This window comes from Aristaeella lactis (genome assembly GCF_018118585.1).
Taxonomy (GTDB): domain Bacteria; phylum Bacillota; class Clostridia; order Christensenellales; family Aristaeellaceae; genus Aristaeella; species Aristaeella lactis.
Window position 1 is genome coordinate 2,337,439 of sequence record NZ_CP069421.1, and the last position, 14,504, is coordinate 2,351,942.

12 protein-coding genes are annotated in these 14,504 nt (G+C 56.0%); 9 read left to right on the plus strand and 3 right to left on the minus strand.

The genetic code is table 11. From position 1 onward, the window contains the following. Positions 1-133: 133 nt before the first annotated feature. Positions 134-1,345: a M50 family metallopeptidase gene (locus tag JYE50_RS10930; protein WP_143763591.1), complete on the minus strand. Its 1,212-nt coding sequence runs from the start codon at positions 1,343-1,345 to the stop codon at positions 134-136. 198 nt (positions 1,346-1,543) lie between these two features. On the opposite strand from JYE50_RS10930, the gene JYE50_RS10935 reads away from it, so the two are divergent. The 9 genes from JYE50_RS10935 to hydG all read left to right on the plus strand — a co-directional run bounded on the left by JYE50_RS10935 (position 1,544) and on the right by hydG (position 12,451). Then, positions 1,544-2,062 (plus strand): RNA polymerase sigma factor, encoded by a 519-nt coding sequence (locus JYE50_RS10935; protein WP_084095575.1) that lies wholly within the window; start codon positions 1,544-1,546, stop codon positions 2,060-2,062. Beyond that, positions 2,055-3,290 carry a DUF4179 domain-containing protein gene (locus JYE50_RS10940; RefSeq protein WP_084095576.1) on the plus strand — a complete coding sequence of 412 codons (1,236 nt, stop codon included), beginning with the start codon at positions 2,055-2,057 and terminating at the stop codon, positions 3,288-3,290. The genes JYE50_RS10935 and JYE50_RS10940 overlap by 8 nt, the downstream gene beginning before the upstream one ends. An 83-nt stretch (positions 3,291-3,373) precedes the next feature. Next, a complete protein-coding gene (locus tag JYE50_RS10945; RefSeq protein ID WP_084095577.1) occupies positions 3,374-4,858 on the plus strand; it encodes an NAD(P)H-hydrate dehydratase in 1,485 nt (494 codons plus the stop codon). Positions 4,859-5,700: 842 nt separating this feature from the next. Further along, a complete protein-coding gene (locus tag JYE50_RS10950; protein WP_084097164.1) occupies positions 5,701-6,777 on the plus strand; it encodes a helix-turn-helix transcriptional regulator in 1,077 nt (358 codons plus the stop codon). Continuing rightward, positions 6,767-8,071, plus strand: coding sequence for an MFS transporter (locus tag JYE50_RS10955; RefSeq protein ID WP_179138443.1), 1,305 nt, complete (start codon positions 6,767-6,769; stop codon positions 8,069-8,071). Before JYE50_RS10950 ends, JYE50_RS10955 begins: the two co-directional genes overlap by 11 nt. A 238-nt stretch (positions 8,072-8,309) precedes the next feature. Continuing rightward, a complete protein-coding gene (locus tag JYE50_RS10960; protein WP_084097168.1) occupies positions 8,310-8,555 on the plus strand; it encodes a TM1266 family iron-only hydrogenase system putative regulator in 246 nt (81 codons plus the stop codon). A gap of 156 nt (positions 8,556-8,711) precedes the next feature. Continuing rightward, positions 8,712-9,920, plus strand: a complete 1,209-nt coding sequence (gene hydF / locus JYE50_RS10965; protein ID WP_084097170.1) for a [FeFe] hydrogenase H-cluster maturation GTPase HydF — start codon at positions 8,712-8,714, stop codon at positions 9,918-9,920. Next, positions 9,917-10,978 (plus strand): [FeFe] hydrogenase H-cluster radical SAM maturase HydE, encoded by a 1,062-nt coding sequence (gene hydE / locus JYE50_RS10970; protein WP_084097172.1) that lies wholly within the window; start codon positions 9,917-9,919, stop codon positions 10,976-10,978. Before hydF ends, hydE begins: the two co-directional genes overlap by 4 nt. A gap of 24 nt (positions 10,979-11,002) precedes the next feature. Beyond that, positions 11,003-12,451, plus strand: a complete 1,449-nt coding sequence (gene hydG, locus JYE50_RS10975; protein ID WP_084097174.1) for a [FeFe] hydrogenase H-cluster radical SAM maturase HydG — start codon at positions 11,003-11,005, stop codon at positions 12,449-12,451. Between the two features lie 72 nt (positions 12,452-12,523). On the opposite strand, the gene JYE50_RS10980 is transcribed toward hydG, so the two are convergent. Continuing rightward, positions 12,524-13,540, minus strand: a complete 1,017-nt coding sequence (locus JYE50_RS10980; protein WP_084097176.1) for a hypothetical protein — start codon at positions 13,538-13,540, stop codon at positions 12,524-12,526. A gap of 39 nt (positions 13,541-13,579) precedes the next feature. Further along, positions 13,580-14,431: a hypothetical protein gene (locus JYE50_RS10985; protein WP_084097178.1), complete on the minus strand. Its 852-nt coding sequence runs from the start codon at positions 14,429-14,431 to the stop codon at positions 13,580-13,582. Positions 14,432-14,504 lie beyond the last annotated feature (73 nt).

Here is a 14,504-nt window from a genome sequence, read left to right on the forward strand (position 1 = left end):
GTATCCTTATTTATCTTGTCGAAAAGAAAAAGTCATTATCACATTCGGCGGCAGCCGAATATTTCACATGCCCGAAGGGCATATTTCACATCGGCCATAGGCCGATATTTCACATTGGACGAAGTCCAATATTTCACTTACCGGAAACAGGAGCGTCTTCAGATACCGAAGACACATCTTTGTCTTCGGTATCGTCAACCTCTTCCACAACAACTTTATTCTGTGCGATGGCAATCAGTTCCCGTTCCGCTTCCACTTCACCGGGATAAGGATACGTCCTGGCCGCTTTTTCAAACAGCTGCAGGATCTTCTTCGCGTTCTCCCCGTCCTTTTCTGCCAGCAGGGCGTACGCATATTCCGTACGGAGTATGGAAAGGTATTTTTTCATCGCCCGCATGATCCTCAGCTGTTCCGGCGTCTTCAGCGCTTCCAGCGCTTCCGGACGGTTCTCCCCGATCAGCTCCACATATATCCGGTCATTGCCCAGGAGGCCCCTGTACACGCCGACAATGCCGTTCTCTTCTTCAAGCAGGCGCTTCATCAGCTCATCCGCTTCGGCAAAACGCTGCTGGTCCATCAGGCGGCCGCTGACCATCACTGCCATCGGCGCGATGATCCCGTTTTGCATTGCCTCTTTCCCGGGAACAGTAAACCATTCCTGCGGCATATCTTTGACCCGGATCCCCCGGGCAGCCAGTTCGTTTATCTTCATCTGGATCCAGAACACGCGGCATGCTTCAGGATCTTTCATCAGATCCATGGCATTGCGGCCGTCATTATTCGCCGCGCCCATGCGCAGCGGCAGCCCGTTCAGCAGTGCGAGAACCACCCCGAGGATCACAAGAAAGAGCATGAACGCGCGGATCACGGATCCCGCCGGGCACACAAAGACCAGTCCTCCGGCGATTGCCGCGATGATCAGGTTCATAATGGCCCCACCGAAGTTGTACAGCAGCACCGGCATTTTCCCGTCCACCAGTCCGGGAGGGGACATCAGGCACTGTCCGCCCGTTCCCGCGATGCTCATCCGCTTAAAACGAATCCCTTCCTTATTTCTGATCCACATAAAGTTGAAGATCCGGAAAGCGCAGAACTTATATCCGCTCAGCAGGCCGAAGACCAGGTGGCCCGCCTCATGGAGAATCACATGCAGGATATAAGCGATATAAAAAAGGATAAACAGTGCCACGATCTTTACGATCTTCTGCTTCAGGGGAATATCCGCCGATACGCCGCCGCGGATTGACCGTATGATCAACATACCGCACGCCGCGCCGACTATACCCATAATCAGGAAGAACAGCAGCTGTCCCCCGTTAGTTTTCGTCTGATTTTTCTTCGTCATCTTTTTCGGTTCCTTTTCTGCCTGATATGCCTGTTCCTGCCCCAACCGTTAAAGTATACCACAGGTCCTTTCAGTAAAAGAAGTATAAATTGTGCTACATATTTGCACTCTTTGCAAAAGCTTTTTTCTTTTTTATAATTGATATCCGAAATAAACCGGTTATCCTTCCGTCAAACAAGTGAAAGGGGTGAGCAGCAGATGCAGAGGATCAAGGCGCCTGATCCTGACCTGGAACAGACCTTCACGGAACTGGTCAATGCCCATCAGACATCCCTGCTGCGCATGTGCTACCTGAACCTTCACGATTCAGGACTGGCGGAAGACGCTGTGCAGGAAACCTTTGTGAAAGCCTATCGGGCGTTGCCCTCATTCCGGGGGGAATGCGATCCCAAGACCTGGCTGATGCGCATTGCCATCAACACCTGCCGGGATATGCAGCGGGGCTCCTGGCTGAAGCATATCAGCCGAACGGTCACGCTGGACCAGCTGGCGGAGCCGTCCGAATCCTTTTCGGAGGACGCGGTGGCCGTCAACATGGAGATCGCCCGCCTGCCCGTGAAACTCCGTGAAGCTGTGCTGCTCTATTATTACCAGAACATGAAGATCGAAGAGGTTGCCGATGCTCTTGGAATCGGAATCTCTTCAGCATCGGAACGATTGAAACGAGCAAAAGAGAAGCTGCGCACAGCATTGAAGGAGGTGTATTTCAATGAGTGAACAAAGAGACAGAAACTTTGTACAGCATTCTATTGATACAGGCCTTAAATCCTTGCAGGGCAATCCCTTCCTGGCGCAGCGGATCATGAATCAGGAAAGGACGGAACAACCGGTTATGAGAAAGAAAATATCTTTTGCGTTTATCCTCGCGATGGCTCTGCTGATCATCTGCATCGCTACAGCAGTAGCGGGAGCCGTCAATGAAGACTTTAACGACTGGCTGTACCGGCTCTGGCCGGAGGCCGCGATGAAGCTGATGCCGATTGACGTAAGCTGTGAAAAGGAAGGCATCAAAATGTCCCTGATCAACGCTGTGGCGGAAGATAACGAAGTGTACCTGACTTTCTCCATGCAGGACCTGGAAGGCGACAGGATCAACGCGTATTCCAACCTCTACATGGATATCAGGTGTGATCTGGTTGGCGGTGAAAACCTGGATATGTCGAACTACCGTTATGATCTCCTGGATGATTATGAAAAGGAACATGGAGAAACGCCCATCTGCCTCATCCGGAACGAAAACCCAACATATGATCCCGACACAAAACGCATCATCCGCGGAGAACACGCCACCTTCTACACAGGTGAAATTCCCGCCAACGGAGTAATCACCGCAACCGTTCCCTGGCTGGGAGGCAACAGTGAGAGTTCGTATGTCGACCTGAAACCCCTGCTGGAACAATACGGTGGCCAGGCAAAGGCGGTTAACGCGCCGTGGAACGCTGAATACACTGATTCCGACGGTTACAGGCAGAAGCTCGGCAGCCTGTCCGATACGACCCCGGTGCTAGACTGGAATAACAGCCTGGAGATCCCCCTGACTGATAACATCCGCCTGTCCGGCATCGGTATGGTGGACGGCCTGCTCCACATCCAGTTCCATTATGTGAATTATCAGAAGATCTCGGTCGGTGAATACCAGTATGCTTATGATTACTATCCCGAAGGCGTTTTCCCAAGACTGTATGACTCCGATGAGGTATATGGTTATGATTCCACCGACAAATACTACGACGTAAGCAAGATGCCCAACGGAATCGATTACCTCACCTGGGGAAGCCAGCCCGGCGACCCGACAACTCCGGAATGGGTGGAATACATCTATACTGTTGATTCCGGGCTGACGGAAGCCCAGACTTTCGTGGCTGAAGTATCCCTTTGCGAACCTCCGCTCATGGGAATGTGGCAGGTCACCTTCCCCGTCAAGAAGATCCGGAATGTAAACTGAACAATTCCCGAACCGGCCCCGTCCATCGCGGGGCCGGTTTTTGTGTTATACTGTCATCAGGTTGTAACAGGGGGATAACGGATATGATCAGAGTGGTTTCTGTGGAGAATATGCGCAAAAGCGATGCCCGGACCATTGAGGGCGGCATCCCGGGCCGGGAGCTCATGCTCCGGGCCGGCCGCGGTGTCTTCAACAGCGCCGAATGGAAACCGCCCGTGGCAATCCTCTGCGGCAGCGGAAACAACGCCGGGGACGGCTATGTGATCGCCCTGCTGCTTCACAAAGCCAGGATCCCCTGCGAGCTCATCCTGCTTTCCGAAAAGTTTTCCGAAGACGGTGCGTATTATTTCGCCCAATGCAGGGAAGCCGGCATTCCGGTCCGGCAGTGGGAAAGCGGTATGGATCTTTCCTCTTACGGCACCATCGCGGACTGCCTCTTCGGCACCGGCTTCCGGGGAGAAGTCCGGGGACCTGCCCGCGAAGCCATTGAGGCCGTCAACAACAGCAGCGCAACTGTGATCGCCGTGGACATCAACAGCGGACTGAACGGGGACTGCGGCCTGGCAGACCTGTGCGTTCATTCCGACCTGACGGTTTCCATCGGTGATTTCAAGACCGGCCACTTCCTGAACATGGCCAAGGATGTCATGAGGCAAAAGGTCAATATCGATATCGGCATCGAGCCGGTAGACCGGACCTTCTCCCTGGTGGAGGAAACAGATCTGGCAGAACTCTTCGGGCCCCGAAAGAATTATTCCAACAAAGGAACCTACGGCTACACCGCCCTGATCGGCGGTTCAAAACGATACAGCGGTGCCATCCGGCTGGCCGGTCTGGCCAATGCCGCCATGCGCTCCGGCGCCGGCGTGGTGAAACTGGCTGTTCCGGATGTGCTCTTCCCCATCGTAGCTCCCGCGGTACTGGAAAGCACCGTATCCCCCCTGAAAGATGACGGGGACGGGATCGTCTTCTCCGAAAAGGAAACCACAGAGCTGATCTCCAACGTCCGCACCGCGGCCTTCGGCATGGGCATCGGCACCGGAAAGGGTGCCGCTGATATGCTGGAATACCTGCTGGATCATTTTACCGGCCGGCTGATTGTGGACGCGGACGGCCTGACCCTCCTGTCCCGGATGGACAAAAACAGGATCCGGAACGCCGCCTGCACTCTGATCCTGACACCCCACGTGAAGGAATTCTCCAGGCTGACCGGGCTCTCCGTCAATGAGATCCTGAACAGCCCCGTGGCCGCGGCGGAAGCCTACGCGAAGGAACAGAAAGTAATCCTTCTGCTCAAAGGTCCCGCCACCATCATCACAGACGGTGAAACAACATATATCACCGATACCGGCTGCGCCGGAATGGCCACTGCCGGCAGCGGGGACGTGCTTTCCGGCATCCTGGCAGCCGTGCTGGGCTATGCGCCGGATCCGTTGCTTGGAACAGCGGCCGCCGCCTGGGTTAACGGCAAAGCCGGTGAACTGGCCCAGGAGAAGTACGGAGCGGTGGGAATGGTGGCGAGTGATACCATAGCCTGTGTTGCGGACGTGATTAAAAGTATCAAGTAAGTGATAAGAATTCATAATTCACAATTCATAATTCATAATTCTATATACTATCGGCTGTGCTCACATTGTCATCCCGACCGGAGGGAATCCCGCTTTGGTGTCATCTCGACCGGAACGCAGTGGAGCGGGGAACGATCCGAGTGGTGACCCAGTGGGTCATTCGCCAAAGGCGAAAACGAGGTGGAGTCCTGACGCGCGCGGTGCGCGGGACGGGGATCCCGTCCGCGGTGCGTGTGCGTTTCCTTACCGAAACAAGCAATGCGAAGCGCTCCAGGGCGAACCTCTGATGACCGCCAGTGGGCGAAGAACCGATGACCTCCAGTGGAGGGAATCTCATCGATTCTGAGGTCAACTGAAAGGGAATGGTCTCCCCAGTGGGGAGCCATGACCATTGAAGTTGCGGGAAGAAATATCATCAGAGGGTTTGGAGCGCCCGGAGAAAGAGCCAGTGGCTCTTTCTCAGCGAAAAACGGGCGGCAGCCCCGAGAGGTCAATCGAAAGGGAGCTATCTCCCCAGTGGGGAGTTGCGACCATTGAGATTGCGGTAAGTGCGCCGATTGAGGTTGCGGAGAGATCTGATCACGGATTCAGATTATGACCTGATACAGGTGAGAATAAATAGAAAACCATATATCACATCCGGCGGCAGCCGGATATTTTACATTGGACGGCTATGCCGTCCAATATTTCACGTTGACGAAGTCAATATTTCACTTACCAGAAACAGAATAATCATACTGTCAGTAGAAAAAATATTCTCCTACCAGTATCGACAGTATCTTCACTTTGAAAACATAATTAACTATACTGTCAGTGTGAAAAATCCGAAGGAGGTATTGCGTATGCAACTGACGCTGGCGGAAAACATCCGTAAATTCCGGAAAGAACGGAAAATGACCCAGGATGCCCTGGCCACTGTCCTGGGCGTCACAGTCGGCGCTGTATATAAATGGGAGTCCGGTCTTTCCGTACCGGAACTGAACCTGATCGTGGAGATGGCGGACTTTTTCGACACCTCGGTGGATACGCTGCTGGGGTACAAAATGAAGGACAACCACCTGGAATCCATGCTGGACCGGCTGTATGCCTTCTGCCAGACGCTGGATCCCACAGCCCTGACAGAAGCGGAAAAAGCCCTGGCAAAATATCCCCATTCCTTCAAGGTGGTATTAACCTGCTCCGATCTTTTCCTGGGTTTCGGTCTCTCCACCCACAATCCACAGCTCCTCCGGCGCGCGCTGGAGCTGCAGGAACAGGCACGGCTCCTGCTTTCCCAGAACGACAATCCCCGCGTCAGCGAGGCCACGATCTGCGGCAAGATGTCCTGCGCCTATCTCCAGCTCGGGGAAAAGGAAAAGGCGCTCGAACTCCTGAAGAAAAACAATACAGACGGCATCTTCAGCCAGGACATCGGATCCACCCTCGCGGTCTACATGAACAAGGCGGAAGAAGCCGTACGCTATCTGTCCGAGGGACTGCTCAAAGGAATGTCCACCCTGCTGAACGTCATGTTCGGCTACCTTTTTGTCTACCGTGCCCGGGGTGACTGGGCCTCCGCACTGGATATCACCAGCTGGTGCAACACCCTCATCAGCGGACTGAAAGCCGAAAGCACTCCCGGTTTTATGGACAAAACCCATGCGGAAGTCATGCTTGCCCTGGCCTATGCGCGCATGAAGGCTTCCATGCCGGAATCCGCCCGCGAGGCACTGAAGAAAGCCGCCGAGCTGGCAGCCCGTTTCGACTCCACCCCGGAATACAGCCTGAAAAGCGTCCGCTTTATGGAAGGCGTGGAAAACTCCATTGCCTTTGACTCTTTCGGCACTACAGCCGCCGAAAGTATCGAATACCTGCTGAACCTGCTGAAGGATAAGAACCTGTCAGCCCTGTGGAAGGAGATCTCAAACCTTGAACACTAACCCCGCGAAAAGAACCAATGTATTTTTCAACCGGAGTTTCCGGCTTGTTTTCCTCGGCGCGCTGGTATCCGAACTCGGCGCGCTGCTTTACAGCTTTGCCGTCGGTTTCTATATCCTGCAGATCAGCAACAACAACGCCTTTCTCCAGGGCTTGTACCTGGCGCTGTGCGGTATTGCCCTTCTGGTCTTCACCCCGGTTGGCGGCGTGCTGGGCGACCGCTTCAACAAGGCAAAGATCATGTATGTCTGCGACTTTATCAAAGGCGGAATCATCATCCTTGCCACGGTTTTGATGCTGCTCTTCCCGTCCGCCAACGCCCATATCGTGATCCTGTTCGTGCTGGGTATCCTGGGCAACATCATCAGCGGCATCTTCACCCCCGCTGCCGGTGCCATGCTGCCCCATATCGTGGAGAGTGAAAAGCTGCAGCAAGCCAACGCGTATTTCTCCATCAAGAGCTCTCTGGAGGGCATCGTGGGCGTTGTACTGGCCGGCATCCTGTACGCCGCCCTGCCAATCCACACGCTCTTCTTCATGGTCGGAGCCTGCTTCGTGGCTTCCGGCATCTCCGAAACCCTGATCCGCTATGAGCACATCCCGTCCGAAGGCCAGCTGACACTGCGGGCAGCCTTCAATGACATGAAGGACGGCCTGAACTACCTGAAGACCCGGAAAGCCATCCTGTCCCTGCTGGGAGCCATGCTGTTCATCAACTTCTTCTTTGCCCCCGTGGGAAGCAACTTCATCCCCTACTTTGTCCGGACGGACCTGGCCAGCGCCGGTTCCTACCTGCTGGATCATATCCTGACGCCTGAGCTCTGGTCCTCTGTGATCAGCGTTTGCATCGGTATCGGCTCCCTGGTCGGTGCCGCCATCCTCAGCGCCCGGAAGCCGGCTGAAAAATGCGGCCGCACCATCGGGGTCTGCCTGAGCGTTATCGCCTGCCTCATGATCTCCATGACGCTGATCTACTGGCTGGCTGTGGACCGCGGCAGCGCCATCAACACCTTCCTGATCGCCTTCTCCGCGGGCAGCCTGGTTCTCGGCCTGATGGTGGCCTGGATCAACGTCCCCGCCACCACCGTGATGATGCGTATTGTGGACCGGGACAAACTGAGCAAGGTCAACAGCATCACCAGCATCGGCTCCCAGGGTATGGTTCCGATCGCCTCTGTGCTTGCAGGTGCCGTGCTACAGTCCTTCGGCTCCACCGTGCTGCTGCTTGTCAGCACCTTGGGATTTGCCGTGACTGCTTTCCTGACCCTGGCCAACAAATCAGTGAAAGAAATTTGACCAAACGGATCCGTTTGGTCAATGCAGAATTATATATACTGGCAGTAACCCGAAACTAAGGGGGAACGATAGGGACGGTCCTTTTCGTTCCCCGTTTCTCTTTTATCAGCTTTTCATGTTAAAAAGGGAACGAAAAGGACCGTCCCTATCGTTCCCAACTGAGGCGGCAGGAAATGTTTCCTGCCGCTCTTGCTATTCAAACCAAAATGGCTTATGATGTGCCCGTGAGGTGTTGCTTATGGAAACCCGGGTGGCTGTGCTGAGCATCATCGTGGAAAACGAGGATGCGGTCAGCGAACTGAACGAGCTGCTCCACCGTTTCGGAAAGTTTATCATCGGCCGGATGGGCCTCCCCTACCGGCAGAAAAACGTAAACATCATCTGCATCGCCATCGACGCGCCCAATGATGAGATCAACGCCCTGACCGGGGCACTGGGCCGCATCCGGGGCATCACGGCCAAGGCCACTTATTCCAAGGTCTGATCCCCCAAAGAAACTGAATACTGTCCCACATCCCCTGACGCCGAAACTGACACTTGAGGCGAAAGACAAGATGGACCAGCCATAAAGGCACGCTTTTTGTGTACCGCTGTACCCTTGTCTGAGGGACAGCGGTTTTTTCATTGAAGAGGAGGAAGCATGAGCCTGAACGAAACGCCGTCCGGCGAACGGACACACATCGGCTTTTTCGGCGCCCGCAATGCCGGAAAATCCAGCCTGGTCAATGCTGTGACCGGGCAGGAGCTTGCCGTGGTCTCGGACGTGAAGGGCACTACCACCGACCCGGTGCGCAAAGCCATGGAGCTGCTGCCCCTGGGTCCCGTGGTGATCATCGACACGCCGGGCTTTGACGACGAAGGCGCACTGGGCCTGGAGCGCGTGAAGAAGACCCGGGAGATCCTTCGAACCTGTGATATCGCCGTACTGGTGGTGGACGCGGGCACCGGCATGAAGGAGACCGACCGGGAACTGGAAAGCCTGATCCGGGAACGGAACATCCCCTTCCTGGTCGTCTGGAACAAAACAGACCTGGCCGCGGCGCAGCCCGCCCCGGAAGGCGCGGCGGAAGCCAGCAGCCTCACAGGCACCGGCATCACGGAGCTGAAGGAACGCCTTGCCCGTCTGGTTCCGGAAAAGGAAGAGCGGAAGCTCATCGGGGACCTGGTATCCCCCGGGGATCTGTGCGTGCTGGTCTGTCCCATTGACGAGTCCGCCCCCAAGGGTCGGCTGATCCTGCCCCAGCAGCAGGTGATCCGGGATCTGCTGGACCACGGTGCGCTGCCCCTGGTCTGCCGGGATACGGAACTGGAAACAGTGCTGAAAAAGCCCGGGATTTCCCCGGCCATGGTCATCACCGACAGCCAGGCCTTCAAAACCGTGAACGCCATTGTGCCGGACAGTATTCCCCTGACCTCCTTTTCCATCCTGATGGCCCGGTACAAAGGCTTCCTGGACACCGCGGTGGAAGGCATCAGCGCGGCAAAAGGCCTGCGGGACGGGGACAAGGTACTGCTGGCGGAAGGCTGCACCCATCACCGGCAGTGCAATGATATCGGTACAGTGAAGATCCCCCGGTGGCTACGGCAGTATACAGGCCGGGATCTCACAGTGGAAACCTGCTCCGGCCGGGAGTTTCCCGAGGATCTGTCCCCCTACCGGCTGGTGATCCACTGCGGGGGCTGCATGCTGACGGAAAACGCCGTCCAGGCCCGGATGGCCCAGGCTGTCAGCCAGGGCATTCCCTTCACCAACTACGGTATCGCCATCGCCTTCATGACCGGCACGCTGGAGCGGAGCCTGCGGCTCTTCCCCGCGCTGCACAGTCTGCTGGAAGGAGGCTTGCCATGACCGGACGGGAAAAAGCACTGGTCAGCAAACTGGAAAAGGAATACAGCCTTTCCGAAGCGGAATACGCGGAGCTGATCACCGGCAGGGACGGGGAAACCGCTTCCCGTCTGGCTGACCTGGCCGCCGCGAAGCGGAAAGCGGTCTTCGGAAACGCGGTCTACACCCGCGGACTCATCGAGATCAGCAGCATCTGCAAAAACAACTGCCTGTACTGCGGCATCCGCAGGGACAACGCAGAGGCGGAGCGCTACCGGCTGACGGAAGAGGAGATCCTCTCCTGCGCTGCCGAAGGCCATACCCTGGGTTTCCGCACCTTTGTGCTGCAGGGCGGCGAGGATCCGTACTACACGGACGAGGTGCTGTGCGGCATCGTACGGAAGCTGAAGAAACAGCACCCGGACTGCGCGGTGACCCTTTCCATGGGCGAACGGAGCCCGGAAAGCTACCGGGCCCTGTATGAAGCCGGAGCGGACCGCTACCTGCTGCGGCATGAGACAGCGGACGCCGGACACTACGCGAAACTGCACCCGAAGGAAATGTCCTTTGACAACCGGATGCGCTGCCTGCGGGACCTGCGGGAAACCGGATACCAGGTGGGCTGCGGGTTCATGGTGGGTTCTCCCTTCCAGACCCCGGAAACGCTGGCCAAGGACCTGAAGTTTATCGAAACCTTCCGGCCGGAGATGTGCGGCATCGGCCCCTTCATCCCCCACCGGAACACACCCTTCCGGGATGAACCGGCCGGAACTCTGGAGCTGACGCTGTTCCTGCTTTCCGTGATCCGGCTGATCCTGCCGGAGGTCCTTCTGCCCGCCACTACGGCACTGGGCACTATCCATCCCCTGGGCCGGGAAATGGGCATCAGGGCGGGAGCCAATGTGGTCATGCCCAACCTGTCCCCCGTGGGCGTGCGGAAGAAATACGAACTGTATGACAACAAAATCTGCACCGGTGAGGAATCGGCGCAGTGCCGGGGATGCCTGGAAGCCCGGATGACTTCCATCGGCTGTCACCTGGCGGTGGACCGGGGAGATGCCCCGGGATGGAAAATCAACTGAAATCAAAGAAGAGGAGAGAGTGTCATGGCTGTTTATGATCCGAAATCCCTGTGTGCTGACGAGTTCATCAACGACGAGGAAATCCGCGCCACGCTGGCCTATGCGGAAGAAAACAAGAACAATGTGGAACTGATCGACCGGATCCTGGAGAAAGCCCGGCCGGTGAAGAAAGGCAACGGCTGTACCTGCGCGGGCCTGACCCACCGGGAGGCCTCCGTGCTGCTGGCCTGTGAGATCCCGGAGAAGATCGAAAAAATGTACGAGATCGCCGAGGAGATCAAGCTGGCCTTCTACGGCAACCGTATCGTGCTCTTCGCGCCGCTGTACCTTTCCAACTACTGCGTCAACGGCTGCCTTTACTGCCCCTATCACCTGAAAAACAAGCATATCGCCCGGAAAAAGCTGACCCAGGAAGAAGTCCGGGCGGAAGTCATCGCCCTGCAGGATATGGGCCACAAGCGGCTGGCCATTGAAGCGGGTGAGGATCCGGTGAACAACCCCATCGAATACATCCTGGACTGCATCCATACCATCTACAGCGTGCATCACAAGAACGGCGACATCCGCCGGGTAAACGTGAACATCGCCGCCACCACCGTGGAGGATTACCGGAAGCTGAAGGAAGCCGGTATCGGCACCTATATCCTGTTCCAGGAAACCTATCACAAGGAAAGCTACCTGAAACTGCATCCCACCGGCCCCAAGCATGACTATAACTACCACACGGAAGCCATGGACCGGGCCATGGACGGCGGCATCGATGACGTGGGTCTGGGCGTCCTGTTCGGCCTGGAGCTGTATAAATACGAGTTTGCCGGCCTGATCATGCACGCGGAGCATCTGGAAGCGGTCCACGGCGTGGGCCCGCACACCATCAGCGTTCCCCGGGTCAAGCGGGCAGACGATATTGATCCGGATATGTTCGACAACGGCATCGATGATGACACCTTCACGAAGATCGCCGCCTGCATCCGCCTGGCGGTTCCCTATACCGGCATGATCGTTTCCACCCGTGAATCCGAGGAAGTCCGGAAACGCCTGCTGCAGGTGGGTATCTCCCAGGTCAGCGGCGCTTCCCGCACCTCCGTGGGCGGCTATACCCAGGAGGAGCGCCCCCACGATACGGAGCAGTTTGACGTTTCCGACCAGCGCACCCTGGACGAGGTCGTCCGCTGGCTGATGGAAACCGGGCACATCCCGTCCTTCTGCACCGCCTGCTACCGGGAGGGCCGGACCGGCGACCGGTTCATGAGCCTGTGCAAGAGCGGCCAGATCCTGAACTGCTGTCATCCCAACGCCCTGATGACCCTGGCGGAGTACCTGGAGGACTACGCCTCTCCGGAAACAAAGGAAGTCGGCTACCGGATGATCGCGGAAGAGCTGAAGCGGATCCCGAAGGAAAAGGTCCGGCAGATCGCGGAAGAGCATATCCGGGATATCCGCTCCTCCAACAGGCGGGACTTCCGGTTCTGAAAAAAACAAGCCATCGGCTGCAAAAACCGATGGCTTGTTTACTCAATGATCACAGGCGGTTATTCTTTCTGCCTATCGATATTTCTTTCCGTCCGGAATACGGTATACTTCCGACAGGCTTTCCTGCTTGACCTGCGTACGGAAATGCATTGTTCTCCGGCTTTCAACATGCCAGGCAGGAAACAGGCGTACCGTTGGAACAGACGGTTCCCCTTCCCCGGGCTCCATATAATACACGGGTGCGATCCGGTTCACCGTAAGGGTTTCTCCATACTCATGATGAACCGAGGCATGGTCGTCAGCAAACCGCCGGACAGCATCCTCAGCCAGCGCTTTTGCCTCCTGCGGAACACCATCACTGATCTTTTCAATAAGCCCGCCCATATCCAGATAAGCGATATCGGACTTTGTCAGTACGATCCTGACCTGCGGACTGATCCCGACCGGAATGCCTCCGATCTCCTGCCGGAACGAAAGATACCACGCGCCGATCCCATCCGGAAAAGAATCAAAGCAGTACAGTTTCATACCGGCATAGCGATCCTTCATTTCTTTCGTCAGGTCACGGATGGTCTCACCGGACAGCGGTACGGCCTGTTCAGGCACCAGACCGCCAACATGCAGTTTTTCCAGGATCTGTTTGCTCCGTTCCTGCGCGTCCTGCAGCGGAAAAGGCGTTGTTTGCAGGGATTCTGCAGGGATTTCCGCGCCATCAAGATAAGTTAGCAGCTGCGAATATCGTTCATAGTCCCGCGTGCCCATTGTGAGCGATTCTCCTGAAACAGTGAGCGTATAGCCGTCTTCATAAAAGTAATAGTCAATATCATCCCAGGCGCCTTCTTCAGACTGATAATGATCTGTTGAAATGATCCGGCCGTTATGACAGTCTTCCGGCCTGTATGTGGAAAAGTCCTTCAGTACCGCCTCATACTCATACAGCGGCTTGTCCACATTTTCCACGATCATATTCCCGTCCAGCCGGATATGATCCGGAAGCCCGACGGACAGCAGATCCTCCCCGCAGCCCGCCGCCATGCAGGCAAAAAGCAAAAGCGTGATAACGCTGAACAGGATAAGTATCTTTTTCATAAGTATGTTTCCCTCCCCCGGTTTTCATCCACGGAGGGATTATCCGTTCCCGCCCACGCCGGTATCATATTCAACGTCTTCGATCACACCGGTCCGGACATTGATGATCACATAATAGGTTCCGTCTTTTTCCGTCGGGTTATCATGGAAGTCATAGGGATTCTCCGGATCGGGATCCTGAACCAGGAACAGCGTCCGCCAGTAACACGGAGTCCCGTCATCCTCCATTCCGTAGGACATCAGGGGATCCTCAACCTCGTCATATGTCATCATTCCTGCCTGTTCCGGGGTCAGCTGGTACTGCGTTGCAGCCGCTTCCAGGATCATCCGGTCCAGTTCTTCCGCCGAATAGCGGGACTGATCCCGAGCCTGCCGTTTGGCGTTCATGAAAGTCTCATCATCCACCTCCGGCATCGGCTGTTCTTCCAAAACGAATCCGTTTTCCGCGTTGATCTTATCAATATAAGGCGTAAAGCCCTCCATGGACCAGATTTCCCGGTTTATCTCCACCATTTCTTTCAGTTGTTCCGTTCCCCAGGCAGCGGATTCAAAACCCTTTGACGTATCCTCTCCGTCATGGCTCCAGGTCACGTCCAGGACGGTGTCATCCTTCACCCGGACATCGTAGCGTCCCAGTACAAAGGCCATGTCCTCCAGGCCCTCATAGGACATTGTTCCGGTACCGTCTCCGTTTTCATGAAACGCCGAGTTGAAATAGGACAGCATGTCAAAGGTGATCCCGTACCGGTCATACAGGGCTTTTTCCGCCGCGCTCCGCGCTTTTGCCCTGGCGGAAAAAACAAGTCCGGACGCGGATACTGCGGCCGCCAGCAAACATACAAGAACAAAGACTGCCACTCCGGCATAAAACCTTCTTCCGGGTTTATTCATTCAAAATCACCTCCTCTGATACAAACGAATCAAAAACCGGTTTCCCTGCCGAAAGCAGGAAAACCGGCCTGAT